Here is a 16,016-nt window from a genome sequence, read left to right on the forward strand (position 1 = left end):
CTCTGACGGCCGCCATTGGGGCGCAGCTTGGTGGCTGCGTCAGGCGGTCGCAATTGTCCCATGCCCGTAAGTCTTTCAACGCGATTTTGAAAGACCCCGGCGATCTTTGCCTTTTCCTTGATACAGAATTCTGCATCCGGCGCTTGTTCCCGCGCGCGCAACGGGCTTTGGTGACGCTGCGACACCAAAGCCCGGAGGACTACATGCGCTACAGCCGCGATCTGTCAGGATATGGCGAAACCACGCCGGACCCCCAATGGCCCGGCGGCGCGAGGATCGCCGTCCAGTTCGTCGTCAATTACGAAGAGGGCGGCGAGAACAGCATCGAACACGGCGATGCCGCATCCGAGGCCTTCCTGTCGGAAATCATCGGCGCACAGCCCTGGCCCGGCAAGCGGCATTGGAACATGGAATCCATCTATGATTACGGCGCGCGTTCGGGCTTCTGGCGTTTGCACCGGCTGCTGAAGGACATTCCCGTCACCGTCTATGGCGTCGCCACCGCGCTGGAACGCAGCCCCGAACAGGTCGCCGCCATGAAATCCGCCGGATGGGAGATCGCGACCCACGGGTTGAAGTGGATCGACTATCGCGACATCCCACCCGAGGTCGAGGCCGATCACATCGCCCGCGCGATCGAGTTGCATCGCCAGGTGACCGGCGAACGGCCCTATGGTTTCTACCAGGGGCGGACGTCGATGAACACGGTGGCGCTTGGCTGTCAGGAAGGCGGTTTCGCCTATCTGGCCGACACCATCGCAGACGATCTGCCCTATTGGCATGTCCATGACGGCAAGCCGCAGCTGATGGTGCCCTATACGATGGACGCCAACGACATGCGCTTTTCCAGCGGCCAAGGCTTCGGCACGGGCCAAGAATTCTTCGACTATCTGCGTGACAGCTTCGACATGCTTTACGCCGAAGGCGAAGCCGGTGCGCCCAAGATGATGTCCATCGGCCTGCATTGCCGTCTTGCCGGTCGTCCGGGCCGCGCCAAGGCCATCCAGCAGTTCCTGGACCACTGCCGCGCGCATGACGGCGTCTGGTTCGCCAGCCGCCTGGACATCGCCCGTCACTGGGCGGAAATGCATCCCTGGCAGCCCCGCATCCGCCCATCCGAAATGTCCCGCGACGATTTCGTGGTCCGTTTCGGTGGCATCTACGAACATTCGCCCTTCATCGCCGAACGGGTCTGGGATTCGGAAATGGGGGCGGTCCACGACACGCCCACTGGCCTTTCCGGCCGCATGGCGCAGTTCTTTCGCGCCGCCAGCGACGCCGAACGCCTTGGCGTGCTGACCGCCCACCCCGACCTGGCTGGCAAGCTGGCGCAGGCCAAACGTCTGACTGCCGACAGCAGCGCAGAACAGGCCAGCGCGGGTCTGGATGCCCTGACCGATGCCGAACGCACCCAGTTCACCCGGCTGAACGACGCCTATTTCGCCAAGCACGGCTTCCCCTTCATCATCGCGGTGCGCGACCATGACAAGGCGGGCATCCTGTCGGCCATGCAGACCCGCGTCCAGAACGACACCCGGACCGAACGCGCAACCGCCGAGGCCCAGGTCATTCGCATCGCAGAACTTCGCCTGAAAGAGGCCTTGAAATGACCGACCACCCCCCCAAGGGCGCACCGACCGGCGATGTCGCCCAACTGCCCCCCGAACCCGCGCAGCGCATTCCCTATGCCGGTCCCGTCGCGGGCCTGCCGCCCCAGACCGGGATGACGACCGATACGGCCATCTTCACCGATGCCTATGCCGTCATCCCCCGCACCGTCATGCGCGACATCGTCACCAGCTATCTGCCCGGCTGGCGTGGCATGCGCATGTGGATGCTGGCCCGCCCCCTGACGGGTTTCGCGGAAACCTTCAGCCAGTATATCGTCGAACTGGCCGAAGATGGCGGCAGCGACACCCCCGATGACGACCCGCAGGTCCAGCACGCGATCTTCGTCACCGGCGGCGATCTGCAGATCACCATCGACGGCACCGACCATCCGCTGACGCCGGGCGCCTTCGCCTATGTCCCGCCCGGAACGCCATGGAAGATCTGGAACTGCACCGCCGGTCCGGCAGGCTTCCACTGGTGGCGCAAGCGTTGGCAGCCCGCCGCGGGCGTGTCCAAACCCGATCCGATCGTGGTCCAGGAACAGGATCTGGCGCCCTCGATGATGCCCGACACCGACGGCGCATGGGGCACGACGCGCTTCATGGACCCCGCCGATCTGCGCCACGACATGCATATCACGGTCGTGACCTTCAAACCGGGCGGATCGATCCCCTTCGCCGAAACCCATGTCATGGAACACGGGCTCTATGTGCTTGAAGGCAAGGCCGTCTATCGCCTGAACCGGGACTGGGTCGAGGTCGGCCCCGGCGACTACATGTGGCTGCGCGCCTTCTGCCCCCAAGCCTGCTATGCGGGTGGGCCTGGGCCGTTCCGCTATCTGCTTTACAAGGACGTCAACCGTCACGCACCGCTCTGGGGTCATCGCTGACGCCCACAGCAGGGGGTCCGGGGGGCGCGCAGCACCCCCGGACGTCGCGGGACGCAATCAGACCTTGGTGGCGCCCACCACCGGCGTCTTCATCCGCGCCCGCAGACGGGCCTCGCGCCAGGTGATATAGCTGATCGCCCCGATCATCAGCCCGCCGCCCAAAATCACCCATGCGTCCAGCGGTTCGGCAAAGACTAGAACCCCGATCAGGCTGGCCCAAACCAGCTGCAAAAAGGTCACAGGCTGCGTGACCGTCAGGGGTGCGGCCGCAAAGGCCCGCGTCATCGTGTAATGCCCCGCCGTCGCAAACAGCGCGACCAGACCCAGCCAGCCCACCTGCCCCCAGGTCGGCGGCACCCATTGCGCCCAAGCCAGCGGGGCCAGACCGACGGCGACCGTCACCGACATCATGGCCACCACCACCGACGCAGGCACCCGTTCCGACAGCCGCTTTGCCACCAGATAGGAAGACCCGAATGCCACCGAGGCCATGACCTGCGACATGTGCCCCGCATCCAGCTCCCTCAGTCCCGGACGCAGCACGATCAGCGCCCCCAGCAACGCCACTCCGATGGCGGCGATGCGACGGGCGGCCAGTTTCTCGCCCATGAACAATGCCGCGCCGATGGTGACGATGATGGGGTTCAGAAAGCCGATGGCCGTCACCTCGGCGATGGTGATGCGCGACATGGCAAAGAACCACGCCACCACCGCCACGACATGCAGCCCCCCGCGCAGCGCGAACATGCCCCAGACCGGGGCCGGAAAACCACGTCTCAGCGCGGGCCAGACGATGGGGATCAGAAAGACCACGCCGATCACAAAGCGGATGAAGGCCGCCTGCGCCGCAGGCAGCGCACCGTCCAGCCCGCGCACGATGGTGTTGACCGCGACGAAGCACAGTCCCGTGACCAGCATCCAGCCGATCCCGACCAAGTCCCGCGATGTGGTGTTCGATGATTGCATGATCTGCACCTGCCGCCTTTCCCGCGACAAGGCAAGTCCGTTCGGTGTCAGTCCAGCGCCAGCCGCATCGCGATGGCCCACATGACACAGCCGATGCCGAATTCCAGCCAACGCCAGGCGGCGGGTCTTCGAAACAGCGGCTCCAGCAGGCGCGCGCCATAGCCCAGGGAAAAGAAGAACAGGAACGATCCGGTCACCGCCCCCGCCCCGAAAACCCCGGGCATCGGCCACTGCGCCGAGATCGCCCCCAGCAGAACGACCGTGTCCAGCCAGACATGCGGGTTCAGCCATGTCAGCGCGGCAATGGTCGCCAAGGCGGCGCCCAGGCTCTGGGCCTGGCCTTCGGGGCGCAGCGCTTCGCCCCCGCGCCAAGCGGCCCGGAAGGCGCGCAGCCCATAGATCGCCAGAAAGGCCACCCCGCCCCAGCGCATCGCTTCAAACAACCAGGGCCAGCGCAGTCCGGCGCGGGCCATGCCCGCAACCCCCAGGATGATCAGCACCGCGTCCGAAATCGCGCAAAACAGGCAGATGGCGAAGACATGACGGCGCAGGATGCCCTGTTTCAGCACGAAAGCGTTCTGCGCCCCGATCGCCAGGATCAGCGACAGCCCGGTCCCCAGACCCGCCAGATATGACAGCATCGGCCCTCCATCGAAAAAATCGCCGGGCAACAGCCCTGCTGCCCGACGACCCGTTGCCCTGCAGGAATGCGTCCGGCCTTAAAGGCTGGCCGCGACATCCTCGGACAGGTCGAAATTGCCGATGACGTTCTGCACGTCGTCGTCATCTTCCAGCGTGTCGATCAGCTTCATCAGCTTCTGGGCGGTTTCCACGTCGGTGATCTCGGTCGGGGCCTGCGGCTTCCAGATCAGCTTGGCGGTCTCGGATTCGCCCAAGGATGCCTCCAGCGCGGTGGCGACCTCGTTCAGCGCGGTGTCGGCGCAATAGATCCAGTGGCCTTCATCGTCGCTTTGCACGTCATCCGCACCGGCTTCGATGGCGGCCATCATGACCGTATCGGCGTCGCCCGCACTGGCGGGATAGACGATCTCACCCACGCGGTCGAACATGAACGCGACCGAACCCGTCTGACCCATGTCGCCGCCCGACTTGGTAAAATAGCTGCGGACATTGGATGCGGTGCGGTTGCGGTTGTCGGTCATCGCCTCGACCAGCAGGGCGATGCCGTTCGGGCCGTAACCTTCGTAACGGATCTCGTCGTAATTGTCGCCCTCACCGGCCTGCGACTTCTTGATGGCGCGGTCGATCACGTCCTTGGGGACCGATTTCGACTTGGCTTCCTTGACGGCCATGCGCAGGCGGGGGTTCTTGTCGGGATCAGGGTCGCCCATCTTGGCGGCCACGGTGATTTCCTTGGCCAGCTTCGAAAACAGTTTCGAACGCTGAGCGTCCTGCCGGCCCTTGCGATGCTGGATGTTGGCCCACTTTGAATGACCTGCCATGTCGGGTCGCCCTTCACAATTCAATTGAAAACCTTGCGCGCTTTTAGTCCACCAGACGGGTGCATCGCAAGGCGAACCGGAATGGGTCTGCCTGCGTTCGGTGCGACGGCCGGGATGACGGCCCAGACGAGGATATCCATGACCCCCCAACAGATCCTGCTTTTCGCCCTTCTGGGCCTGATGATTGCGCTGATGCTCTGGGGGCGGTGGCGATACGACCTCGTGGCCTTCGGGGGCCTGATGGCGGCCGTCCTGACGGGGATCGTTCCGTCCGAGGACGCGTTCTCGGGGTTCGGCAACCCGACCACCCTGATCGTGGCGCTGGTGCTGATCGCGACGGCCGGTCTGAACCGGTCGGGGGCGGTCGCGCGCATGGCCCGGCTGATCGCCTCGCGCCAACGGGGGACCACAACCCATGTGCTGGTCTTCGGCACGGTGGGGGGACTGCTTTCCGGGTTCATGAACAATATCGCGGCGCTGGCCATGCTGATGCCCGTCGATCTGCAGGCCGCGCGCAAGGCCAACCGGCAGGCGGGCCTGACGCTGATGCCGCTGGCCTTCGCAACGATCCTCGGCGGCATGCTGACGCTGATCGGCACGCCCCCCAACCTGATCGTGTCGGGATTTCGGGCCGATGTGCTGGGAGAGCCCTACCGGATGTTCGATTTCCTTCCCGTGGGGGGTGCGGTCGCCGTGGCGGGGATCGCCTTCATCGGTCTTGTGGGCTGGCGCCTGATCCCCGGCGCACGCGAAGATGCGCCCAGTGAAGGCGACGGACCCCAGCGCCGCTATGTCTCGTCGCTGGTGGTGACCGAAGCCGGCCTCGCCGCCGCCCGCCTGATCGCCGATGCGCGCGCCGAAGCCGCCAAGGCCAATGTCCGCATCATCGGTTTGCGCCGCCACGGCCAGGACATCGCGGGCAACCTGGATGACGTGACGATCGAGGATGGTGACGTCATCGTCCTGCGCGCCGACCCGCAGGCCTTGGACGAATTCAGATCGACCAACGATCTCTCGTTCCCCGATGGCCGGATGGAGCCCCGCGCCCGCAAGGACGCCGAAGGCCAGCAGCTGATCGAATGCCTGGTGCCGCGTGCCTCGGGAATTGCGGGCCGGTCGGTGCAATCCTTCGGGCTGACGAACCGCCATGACAGCGTCCTGATCGGGATGCGCCGTCAGGGGCTGGCGCAGCGCCGCGACCTGTCGCGCCAGACGTTGCAATCGGGGGACATGCTGCTGTTGCTGGTTCCCGAAAGCCGCATCGAGGACATGCTGGCCGCCACCGGCCTGCTGCGCATCGATGGCGGCAGCCTGTCGGTCCAGCGCGAACGCCACATGCGTTCGGCGGTCGGACTGTTCGCGCTGGCGGTGTTGGCCGCATCCCTTGGCGTGACGACGATGCCGATCGCGCTTGGCTGTGTCATCATCGCCTATGTGCTGTTCGGGGTGCTGTCGGTGCATGAGCTTTACGACCATGTCGATTGGCCGATCATCGTGCTGTTGGGCAGCATGATCCCCCTGGGGCTGGCTCTGGACCAGACGGGCGGCTCGGCGCTGATCGCGCGGGGACTGGCCAGCCTGACGCAAGGCTATCCGGCCTGGATTGCGCTGGTGCTGCTAATGGCGGCCACGATGATGCTGTCGGATGTCCTGAACAACAACGCCACGACCATCATCGCGGCCCCGGTCAGCATCCGTCTGGCCGAACAGCTGGGCGTTCAGCCGGACGCCTTCCTGATGGGGGTAGCGGTCGCGGCCTCCTGCGCCTTCCTGACGCCGATCGGACACCAGAACAACACGCTGATCCTGGGACCGGGCAATTACCGCTTTGGCGATTACTGGCGGATGGGACTGCCGTTGGAGATCATCGTCATGGCCGTGTCCGTGCCGCTGCTGCTGATCGTCTGGCCGCTGTGACATGTCCCTTGAAACGCGAAACGCGGCCCAAGGGGCCGCGCATGGCGTCTGCGGTCGGACCGCAAAAGGTTAGAGCGCGGCTGCGCCACCCAGGATGCGGCGGATTTCGCCTTCGCGGGTCAGACCCTTGGCGGCAAGTTCCGCGTCGCTGTGCTGGCTCAGGCGGTTCAGCGCGCGCATCTGCGGGCTTGCCTCGGCTAGGGTGATCATGAAGCGGCCGATGGCCCGGAACGGAGCCAGCAGAGCGCTGGTCGGAAATGCTGCGGTCTTGTGGCCGGCAGTTGCGATGGTCGCCATTTGGAAACTCCTTGCGAATAGGTCGTTTCCTCCCTTGCCGTCATAGATCGGCCTTTTGGGCGCGGATCACAACCGCCGATGCTGCATGGCAGCATTGCGATCTGCGAAAGGTTCTCCAGAGGCCGCTACAGCGGCCAGATCAGCGGGATCAGCAGGGAGGCCACCAGCGCCATCAACAGGTTCAACGGCAGGCCGACCTTGATGAAATCGGCAAAGCGATAGCCGCCCGGACCATAGACCAGCGTGTTCGTCTGATAGCCGATCGGCGTTGCAAAACTGGCTGATGCCCCCATCATCACCGCCACCACCAGCGGGCGCGGATCGACGCCAAGCGAATTGCCAAGGCTGATCGCCAAGGGCGTCACGATGACGGCCACGGCATTGTTAGTCACCGTTTCCGTCAAAGATGTCGCCAGCATATAGACCGCCAGCACCAGCGCCCAATGCGGCAGCGTCGCCAGCCAGGGCGCGACCTTGTCCACGACCAGCTGCACCGCGCCACTGTTTTCCAGGCCCGCGCCGACCGCCAGCATGGCAAAGATCAGCGCCATCAGGCGACCATCCACAAAGGACAGAGCCTCGTCGGCGTCGATGCAGCGCGTTCCCAGCACCACGGCCACTCCGATAAAGGACAACAGCAGGATCGGTGCCACCTCGAAGGCGGACAGCACGACGACGCCGGCCAGCGTGGCGACCACGATGGGCGCGTGGCGGCGGCGATAGGCACGGTCCGAGGGCGCGTTGACCTCGACCATGTCCATATCGCTGGCCAAGCGCTGGATGTCGGTCGATGCCCCCTCCAGCAGCAGCGTGTCGCCCACGCGCACGACCAGATCGTCCAGCTGACGACCGATATTCTGATTCTTGCGATGCGCAGCCAGGACATAGACGCCATAGCGACGGCGCAGGCGCATCGACCCCAGCGATCGGCCGACCATGTGGCAACCCGGCGTGATCAGCACCTCGACCGTCGAGGTCTGGACCGAACTCAGCTTGTCCACCATGCGCAGGTCCTTGTGGGACTGCAGGCCCAGCACCTCGGACATGGGGGTGCGCAGGACAACGCGGTCGCCCTCCTCCAGCTGGACGGCGGACAGATCGCGGCGCAGGGACGCATCGCCGCGCAACACGTCGATGACGCGGGCGCTGTCGCGGGCAAAGATGTCGACCTCGTCCAGCGTCTTGCCGATCAGGGCCGATCCTTCGGGAATGGCGACCTCGGTAAAGAACTTCATCTTGCTGCGCCCCGACAGCAATTGCGACATGGAATCGCGGTCGGGCAGCAGGCGGGGGGCGAAGATCAGCAGATAGGTGACCCCCACGACCGCCATCGGCAGGCCGACCCAGGTGATCTCGAAGATGGTGAAATGCTCCATCCCCGCGGACCGCGCGACCCCGTCCACCAGCAGGTTGGTCGATGTGCCGATCAGCGTCATCGTGCCACCCAGGATCGACAGATAGGACAGCGGGATCAACAGCTTGGAGGGCGATTTGCCCATTTCCTTGGCCAGCTGCATGAAGATCGGCATCATCACGACGACCAGCGGCGTGTTGTTGACGAATGCCGACATGGTACAGACCAGGATCGACACGGATGCCAGGGTCAGCATCGGATGCGCCCCGGCATGACGCGCCGCACGCTGCCCGATCCAATCCAGCGCCCCGGTCCGCACCAGGCCGCCCACGATGATGAACATGAAGGCGATGGTCCAGGGCGCCGCATTCGACAGCACCCCGGAAATATGGCTGACATCCAGAATGCCAAGCCCAAGCAGGGTGACGGCACCAAGGATCGCGGTGACTTCCGGGGGATAGGTCTCTCGGATGAACAAGGTCAGCATGGCAATGATGATGAAGATGGTCACCACCGCTCCGGTCATCCCGGTCAATTCAAATCCGAACATTCAAAACTCATTCCTGGCGCGGGCGCTGCGCCCCGCATTCGCGGCATATTGCGCCGGAAGACCAAGGCCCCGCAAGCGGTCTTCAGCGTGGCAGGCCCGGCCCGCGACGCAAGGTCGGAGGGCCGGGCAAAGGGGTCACGCAGGGTGGGTCTGGGCCAGCCGCCCACCATCGCGAACCGGCTGGATGGCCTTGGCCATGCCGGTCCGGTCATCCGTTTCGACCAGCACGCCCGACAGCGTCGCCTCGCCATCGGCGGGGGTAAAGCGGTCGCGGGGCATGCCGGTGATGAAACGGCGCATCGGCTCGGTTTTGTCCATGCCGATGACGCTGTCGTAATCGCCGCACATCCCGGCATCCGACAGATAGGCCGTCCCGCGGGGCAGGATCTGCGCATCGGCGGTCGGTACATGGGTATGTGTACCGACGACCAAACTGGCGCGCCCATCGCAGTAATGGCCCATGGCCATCTTCTCGCTGGTGGCTTCGGCGTGGATATCGACCAAGATCGCCTGCACCATCCCGCCGGGCGGATGGGCGCGCAGCACCGCATCAAGCGCCGAGAACGGATCGTCATAGGGCCGCGACATGAACACCTGCCCCAATGCCTGCGTGATCAGCGCCTTGCGCCCGCGTGCGTCACTGATAATCGCGGCACCCCTGCCCGGCGCTTCGCGCGCGAAATTCAGGGGGCGGACGATCCGGGGTTCCTTTTCGATGAAGGACATCATGTCCTTCTGGTCGAAGGCATGATCGCCCAAGGTCAGGCAATCGGCGCCCGAATCAAGAAGCAGCTGCGCGTGACCGGCGGTCGCCCCGCGCCCTCCGCTGGAATTTTCGGCGTTGACCACAACAAGGTCGGCCTTCAACCGTGCCCGCAGCCCGGCCAGGCGTTCGGAAATCGCCCGACGGCCCGCGCGGCCCATCACATCGCCTAGAAACAGAATTCGCATATGGTCGTGCTATGCCAAACTTGCCCGACCCTCAAGCCGGGACGCCAGAACGGAAAAAGGGCCGCCCATACGGGCAGCCCTTCGAAACATCGCATCCAAAGGATGGATCAGGCGAACTGGACGTTCGTTGCCGATTCGCGACCGTCGCGGCCACGCTCCAGCTCATAGGTCACCTTCTGGCCATCGGCGGGAGCCGACAGACCAGCGCGCTCAAGAGCGGAGATGTGCAGGAACACGTCCTGGCGGCCGCCTTCCGGTTGAATGAAGCCGAAGCCTTTGGTGCTGTTGAACCATTTCACGGTGCCGTTGGCCATCGTGAGATCTCCTGTCAGTTATGCCACCCGCAGTATGCAGTGGCTTGGCCGGTCAGATTAACAAAGCAGACTGAAGCCGGAAGCAGACAGGATGCAGAGAATTTAACGTAGCAAGGCACCATATAGCGCATCGGTGCCGTCCTGACAAGCCTTCATAGGAAATTCGTGGTGCCGGCTGAGGGATTTGAACCCCCGACCCCCTGATTACAAATCAGACGCTCTACCACTGAGCTAAGCCGGCAATACCAGACGCAAATATCGCGCGTTCACGGCTTGCGCAAGTCATCCTTGCGCCCGCCCAGATTGGTACGCGCCAGCAGCGCGACCGCCAGGATGCCCACGGCCATCACGACCAGGGCGGCGGGGGCGGCATTGCCCAGGTCTTCTAGGCTGGCCCGTTCATGGGTGCGGGTGGCCAGTGTTTCGTAATTGAAGGGCCGCAGCAGCAGCGTGGCGGGCAGCTCCTTGACGCAATCGACAAAGACCAGCAGCAGCGCCGCCCCGACCGACCCGCGCATCAGCGGCAGGAAGACATCGCGCAACACCCCCGCATTGTCGCGCCCCAGCGACCGCGCCGCCATCGGCAGCGACGGCGACACGCGGGTGAAGGCCCCGTCGATGGCGCCCTGCCCGATGGCGAAGAAGCGCACGGTATAGGCAAAGACGATCGCCGCCCCGGTGCCGGTCAGCATCAGCCCCGGATCGGTGCCGGTCAGCGCCAGCCAGGCATCCGCCAGCCGATGGTCCAGCGCCGCAAGCGGGATCAGGATGCCAACCGCCAGCACCGCCCCCGGCGCGGCATAGCCGACCGTCGTCACCGGCTGCAGCAGGCGCGGCAGCGCGCGTCCCGACAGCCGCGTACCATAGACCATGATCAGCGCCATCCCCACCGTCAGCAGCGCCGCCATCGCGCCCAGGCTGACCGTGTGCCAGGCGGCCTTGCCAAGACCCGGCGACACCCACCCCTCGGGATAGGCCACCGCATAGGACAGGATCACGCCCACTGGCAGCAGGAAACCCATGGCAAAAGGCAGGATGCAGGCCAGCATCGCCCCCAGCCCCGCCACCCATGACAACCGCTGGCGTTGGATCGGGCGCGGCTGGCGGGCGCTTTGGTGATAGCGCGCATTGCGCCGCCCGAACCGTTCCCACAGCGCCAGGATGACCACGATCAGCAGGATGACGCAGGCGATCTGGGCGGCCCCGCCCGCGTTGCGGCGCTCCAGCCAGGTGGTGAAGATGCCGGTGTTCAGCGTCTGGACCCCGAAATAGCTGACGACGCCATAATCGGCCACGGCCTCCATCATGGCGATGGCCGAACCCGCGACAATGGCCGGGCGCGCCAGCGGCAGCCCCACACGGCGGAACAGCCCCCAGGGGCCGGTGCCCAAGGCGCGCGCGACCTCATAGGCGCTGCCGGATTGTTCATGCAGCGCGGCGCGGGTCAGCAGATAGACGTAAGGCGCCAGCGCCGATGCAAGCACCACGATCGCCGCCTCCAGCGACCGGATGCGCGGGAACCAGTAATCGCGGGCCGTTTCCCATCCGAACCAGCCGCGCAGCGCGATCTGCACCGGACCGGAATAATCCAGAAAATCCGCCAGCGCATAGGCCCCGATATAGGCCGGCACCGCCAAGGGCAGCAGCAGCAGCCATTGCAGCCAGCGCCGCCCGGGAAAGTCGTACATGCTGACCAGCCAAGCCGAACCGGTGCCCATCGCCGCCGCCAGCGCCCCGGTCCCCACCGCCAGGATGACCGTATTGCCGAAATAGCGCGGCATGACCGTCGACAGCAAATGCGGCCAGATGTTGTCGGTGGGGTTGGCGGCGATCCAGACCACTGCCATGACCGGCATCAGGACCAGCGCCGCGACCATGACTGCGGCCAAGGACCAGCCCATGCCGCCCCCCTGCCGCAGGGCGGTGTCGTGACGGCGCCGGGATCTGGGTTCTGGAACGGTGCTGGTCATGGGAGACGCGATATGCCAAAGCGGTTTGACTGTCCACGGCAGAGCGGTAATCTGCGGTCAAACGCGGATCGCGCCCGAAGGTGCGGCGAAAACAAGACGGGACAGTCACAATGCAGATGGTTTTTCACATGGGCGTTCACGCCACTGACGGGGACCGGCTGCTCAAGACCCTGCTGAACAACCGATCCGCCCTGCAGAAGGCGGGAACCGAGGTCGTGACCCCGAACCGCCACCGCGGCATGTTCGACGAGGCGCTGAAATCGCTGGACGGCGGCACCGCCACTGTCGAGATGGAACAGATCATGCTGGACGCCATGCTGGACAGCGACCACACGTCGCGGGTGGTGATGTCCACGCCGACCTTCATAGGCGCGCCGGGACGCGCGGTGGGTCCGGACGGCCTTTATCCGCAGATGGGTGCGCGGGCGGCGGCGCTGGCGCGGCTGTTCCCCTCGGCCGAGGCCGAATTCCACCTGGCGCTGCGCAACCCCGCGACCCTGCTGACCGATATCCTGCCGCAGGTGGCGGGGGGCGATTACACGGGCCTGATGCAGGGCTGCCATCCGCTGCAGCTGCGCTGGCGCACGGCCATCCAGAACCTGGTGCGTGCCGCAAGGGGACGGCGCATGGTCATCTGGTGCCACGAGGACGTGCCCCTGATCTGGCCCGAGATCGTGCGCATCGTCGGCGGCCTTCCCAACAACGTGCCGCTGTCGGGCGGTCTGCTCTATATGCACGAGATTCTTGGCGATATCGGCATCGCGCGGCTGCGCGACGCGATGGGCATCCAGGACCAGGTTTCCGTCACGCAGCGCCGCCAGATCTATGGCGACGTGCTGCAGAAGCATGCCCTGCCCGGAACGCTGGACCAGGTGATCGACCTGCCCGGCTGGACGCAGCAGGTCGTCGACCAGGTGACCGACAACTATCGCGCGGATGTCGCGGAAATCGCCGTGCTGCCCGGCGTCGAATTCATCATGCCCTAAGGCGGGCATCGGCCGGGGACCACGCCCCGGCCCGTCGCGTCAGGCCATGCCCAGGGCGGTCTTGTACATCTCCAGGATGGCTTCTTCCTCGGCGATGTCGTCCCGGTCGCGTTTGCGCAGGGCAATGATCTTCTTCATCACCTTGGTGTCGTATCCGCGGGCCTTCGCCTCGGACATGATTTCCTTCTGCTGTTCGGCGATATCCTTCTTTTCGGCTTCCAGCTGTTCGAACTGTTCGATGAACTGGCGCAGTTCGTCCGCGGCCACGCCATAGGCTTGATCGTCCGACATGTCATTCTTCCTTCCTGAGCTTTTGGACGATGTGTTAGGCGGTCTTGTTGCGGGGTGCAATCGCCGCTAGGGCGGCGCGACGCTGCTGTGAACGCAAGGGGACGCGACATGACGATTTTCGACTGGCTGATCTGGACCGGTGCCGCATTGACGGTGGTGGGCCTTGCGGCGCTGGTCTGGTGCATCTGGACGGTCGCGCGGGCCAAGGCGCGGGGCCTTGACGACGAAACCCTGCGCATCCGCATGCGCAAGGTGCTGGCGGTGAACATGGGCGCCCTGGCGGCATCCTGCATCGGGCTGATGATGGTCGTCGTGGGCATCTTCCTGGCCCCCTGACCCGGAGGGAAACCGACATGAGAGTTCTTGCCCAACGCGTCTCCGAGGCTTCGGTCCGGGTCGATGGCGACATCATCGGCCAGATCGGCGAGGGATTGCTGCTGCTGGTCTGCGCCATGCAGGGCGATGACGAGGCCGCCGTCGACAAGATGGCCGCCCGCGTCGCGAAACTGCGCATCTTCTGCGATGATCAGGGCCGGATGAACCGCGCCCTGGCCGATACCGGCGGTACGGCGCTGGTCGTATCGCAGTTCACGCTGGCCGCCGATCTGCGCAGTGGCAACCGCCCCGGCTTTTCGCAGGCCGCGGCCCCCGATCTGGGCAAGGCCCTGTACCTGCGCTTTGCCGAAAGCCTGCGTGCACTGGGGATCGCGGTCGAAACCGGGCGCTTTGGTGCCGACATGAAGGTGTCGCTGCTGAATGACGGCCCGGTCACCATCTGGATGGACAGCGCAGACCGCGCTTGACTTTCGGGGCAACTTGCCCCATTTGCACCCCATCGCCAACCGCTGCCGCGTGAGCAGTCGCAAGCATCGCTTGTCATGGCGGCGATACCCATTCCAGTTTCCCATTCACGCGGGGAGGCATGCAGGCACCCTCGTATCTCGCCTGCACCCCTGCAATACGCCGCGCCATAGGTTGCGTGGCCCATGCCTTTGCGTCCGATACGAGGGATGCTGGGCACGAAAGTCTTTTGATGGAACAGACCACCACCCGTCGCCGCCCCAACCGTGGCGGCAAGTCGGCCCCGCGCCTTTCGCCCCAAGCCATGGCCAATGAAGGCCGCCGCGCCCCGGCACGCGATCCGCTGGCCACCGGTCCCTTTGCGGATATGGGCATCGACCATCGCATCAATTCGAACATCGACGCGATGGGCCTGAAATCGCCCACCCCGATCCAGGAACAGGGCATCCCCGCCATCGTCGAAGGCCGTGACGTCCTGGGCCTGGCGCAGACCGGCACCGGCAAGACGGCAGCCTTCGGCCTGCCGATGCTGACCCGCCTGATCAAATACGGCAAGAAGCCCGAACCGCGCACCTGCCGCGCACTGATCCTGGCGCCGACCCGCGAACTGGCCACCCAGATCGCCACGAACATCGACGCCTATGCCGAAGGCACGCCGATCCGGTCGTTCCGCGTCGTTGGCGGTGCCTCGATCAACGTCCAGACCGAGCGCCTGTCGCGCGGCGTCGACGTGCTGATCGCCACGCCCGGCCGCCTGATGGACCTGATCGAGCGTCGCGCCATCAGCCTAGAAGCCACCACCTATCTGGTGCTGGACGAGGCCGACCAGATGCTGGACATCGGCTTCATCCACACTCTGCGCAAGATCGCGCGGATGCTGCCCCGCGAACGCCAGACGCTGATGTTCTCGGCCACGATGCCCAAGCTGATGTCGGAACTGTCGGACACCTACCTGACGAACCCGGTCAAGGTCGCCGTGAACCCTCCGGGTCAGGCCGCCAAGCAGATCGAACAGGGCGTCCATTTCGTCGGTCAGGGCGACAAGGCGACGCTTCTGGCCGAATACATGTCCAAGCACACCGGCGAATTGTCGATGGTCTTCGGTCGCACCAAGCATGGCTGCGAAAAGCTGTCCAAGCTGTTGGAGAAGTGGGGCTTTGCCGTCGCCGCGATCCACGGCAACAAAAGCCAAGGCCAGCGTGAACGCGCGCTGGAGGCCTTCCGCAAGGGAGAGATCAAGGTTTTGGTCGCCACCGACGTGGCAGCCCGCGGCCTGGACATCCCCGAGGTCGCGCATGTCTATAACTATGACCTGCCGAACGTGCCGGAAAACTATGTCCACCGCATCGGCCGCACCGCGCGTGCCGGTCGCGACGGTCGCGCCGTGGCCTTCTGCGCCCCGGCCGAGGTCGGCGAGCTGCGCGCCATCGAAAAGGCGATGAAGAACGCGATCCCCGTCATCGGCGGAGAAGTTCCCTTCGGGGCGCCCCCCGCAGGCAGCCTTCAGCGCGGCCGCAAGTTCGGTGGCCCCGACAATGGCGGCAACAAGCGTCCGGCACGCCGCCCGTCGCGCGCGCCGAAAAGCCGTCAGGCCTGAAGCGCCTCAAGACCAAAAGGAAAAGGCCGCAGGATCAACATCCTGCGGCCCTTTCTTAT

At 65.2% G+C, this 16,016-nt stretch carries 16 protein-coding genes and 1 tRNA gene; 7 read left to right on the forward strand and 10 right to left on the reverse strand.

Annotated elements, in window-relative coordinates:
- Positions 1–203 precede the first annotated feature (203 nt).
- Together puuE and DKT70_RS08330 are read left to right on the forward strand one after the other, a co-directional pair.
- The gene (puuE, locus tag DKT70_RS08325) at positions 204–1,610 is read left to right on the forward strand and encodes an allantoinase PuuE (RefSeq protein ID WP_111558814.1); all 1,407 of its coding nucleotides are present in this window, start codon (positions 204–206) and stop codon (positions 1,608–1,610) included.
- Positions 1,607–2,500, forward strand: coding sequence for a bifunctional allantoicase/(S)-ureidoglycine aminohydrolase (locus DKT70_RS08330; RefSeq protein ID WP_111558700.1), 894 nt, complete (start codon positions 1,607–1,609; stop codon positions 2,498–2,500). The genes puuE and DKT70_RS08330 overlap by 4 nt, the downstream gene beginning before the upstream one ends.
- A 57-nt stretch (positions 2,501–2,557) precedes the next feature.
- On the opposite strand, the gene DKT70_RS08335 is transcribed toward DKT70_RS08330, so the two are convergent.
- The 3 genes from DKT70_RS08335 to DKT70_RS08345 form a co-directional block, all read right to left on the reverse strand.
- A complete protein-coding gene (locus DKT70_RS08335) occupies positions 2,558–3,466 on the reverse strand; it encodes a DMT family transporter (protein ID WP_233490486.1) in 909 nt (302 codons plus the stop codon).
- 47 nt (positions 3,467–3,513) lie between these two features.
- Entirely contained in the window at positions 3,514–4,107 is a 594-nt protein-coding gene (locus DKT70_RS08340; protein WP_111558816.1) for a LysE/ArgO family amino acid transporter, read from the reverse strand.
- Between the two features lie 78 nt (positions 4,108–4,185).
- Entirely contained in the window at positions 4,186–4,929 is a 744-nt protein-coding gene (locus tag DKT70_RS08345; protein WP_111558701.1) for a YebC/PmpR family DNA-binding transcriptional regulator, read from the reverse strand.
- A gap of 138 nt (positions 4,930–5,067) precedes the next feature.
- Here DKT70_RS08345 and DKT70_RS08350 point away from each other — a divergent pair, with 138 nt between their 5' ends.
- Positions 5,068–6,846 carry an SLC13 family permease gene (locus tag DKT70_RS08350; RefSeq protein ID WP_111558817.1) on the forward strand — a complete coding sequence of 593 codons (1,779 nt, stop codon included), beginning with the start codon at positions 5,068–5,070 and terminating at the stop codon, positions 6,844–6,846.
- A gap of 69 nt (positions 6,847–6,915) precedes the next feature.
- Here the strand turns inward: DKT70_RS08350 and DKT70_RS08355 are convergent, their stop codons facing one another.
- The 6 genes from DKT70_RS08355 to DKT70_RS08380 all read right to left on the reverse strand — a co-directional run bounded on the left by DKT70_RS08355 (position 6,916) and on the right by DKT70_RS08380 (position 12,213).
- Positions 6,916–7,143 carry a DUF1127 domain-containing protein gene (locus DKT70_RS08355; protein ID WP_111558702.1) on the reverse strand — a complete coding sequence of 76 codons (228 nt, stop codon included), beginning with the start codon at positions 7,141–7,143 and terminating at the stop codon, positions 6,916–6,918.
- A gap of 125 nt (positions 7,144–7,268) precedes the next feature.
- Positions 7,269–9,047: an SLC13 family permease gene (locus tag DKT70_RS08360; RefSeq protein ID WP_111558703.1), complete on the reverse strand. Its 1,779-nt coding sequence runs from the start codon at positions 9,045–9,047 to the stop codon at positions 7,269–7,271.
- A gap of 135 nt (positions 9,048–9,182) precedes the next feature.
- Positions 9,183–9,998 (reverse strand): TIGR00282 family metallophosphoesterase, encoded by an 816-nt coding sequence (locus DKT70_RS08365; RefSeq protein WP_111558704.1) that lies wholly within the window; start codon positions 9,996–9,998, stop codon positions 9,183–9,185.
- 107 nt (positions 9,999–10,105) lie between these two features.
- Positions 10,106–10,312, reverse strand: a complete 207-nt coding sequence (locus tag DKT70_RS08370) for a cold-shock protein (RefSeq protein WP_072297281.1) — start codon at positions 10,310–10,312, stop codon at positions 10,106–10,108.
- 166 nt (positions 10,313–10,478) lie between these two features.
- Positions 10,479–10,553, reverse strand: a tRNA-Thr gene (locus DKT70_RS08375).
- A 25-nt stretch (positions 10,554–10,578) separates the two neighbouring features.
- Positions 10,579–12,213 (reverse strand): ABC transporter permease, encoded by a 1,635-nt coding sequence (locus DKT70_RS08380; RefSeq protein WP_233490502.1) that lies wholly within the window; start codon positions 12,211–12,213, stop codon positions 10,579–10,581.
- A gap of 179 nt (positions 12,214–12,392) precedes the next feature.
- Here DKT70_RS08380 and DKT70_RS08385 point away from each other — a divergent pair, with 179 nt between their 5' ends.
- Positions 12,393–13,268 carry an RlmE family RNA methyltransferase gene (locus tag DKT70_RS08385; RefSeq protein ID WP_111558706.1) on the forward strand — a complete coding sequence of 292 codons (876 nt, stop codon included), beginning with the start codon at positions 12,393–12,395 and terminating at the stop codon, positions 13,266–13,268.
- A gap of 39 nt (positions 13,269–13,307) precedes the next feature.
- On the opposite strand, the gene DKT70_RS08390 is transcribed toward DKT70_RS08385, so the two are convergent.
- The gene (locus tag DKT70_RS08390; RefSeq protein ID WP_072297284.1) at positions 13,308–13,559 is read right to left on the reverse strand and encodes a DUF2312 domain-containing protein; all 252 of its coding nucleotides are present in this window, start codon (positions 13,557–13,559) and stop codon (positions 13,308–13,310) included.
- 108 nt (positions 13,560–13,667) lie between these two features.
- On the opposite strand from DKT70_RS08390, the gene DKT70_RS08395 reads away from it, so the two are divergent.
- From DKT70_RS08395 to DKT70_RS08405, 3 genes are all read left to right on the forward strand, one after another.
- Positions 13,668–13,895, forward strand: a complete 228-nt coding sequence (locus DKT70_RS08395) for a hypothetical protein (protein ID WP_111558707.1) — start codon at positions 13,668–13,670, stop codon at positions 13,893–13,895.
- A gap of 17 nt (positions 13,896–13,912) precedes the next feature.
- Entirely contained in the window at positions 13,913–14,362 is a 450-nt protein-coding gene (gene dtd / locus DKT70_RS08400) for a D-aminoacyl-tRNA deacylase (RefSeq protein WP_111558708.1), read from the forward strand.
- Between the two features lie 230 nt (positions 14,363–14,592).
- Positions 14,593–15,957, forward strand: a complete 1,365-nt coding sequence (locus DKT70_RS08405) for a DEAD/DEAH box helicase (RefSeq protein WP_111558709.1) — start codon at positions 14,593–14,595, stop codon at positions 15,955–15,957.
- Positions 15,958–16,016: the final 59 nt, after the last annotated feature.

This window comes from Paracoccus sediminilitoris, assembly GCF_003259195.1.
GTDB lineage: Bacteria > Pseudomonadota > Alphaproteobacteria > Rhodobacterales > Rhodobacteraceae > Paracoccus > Paracoccus sediminilitoris.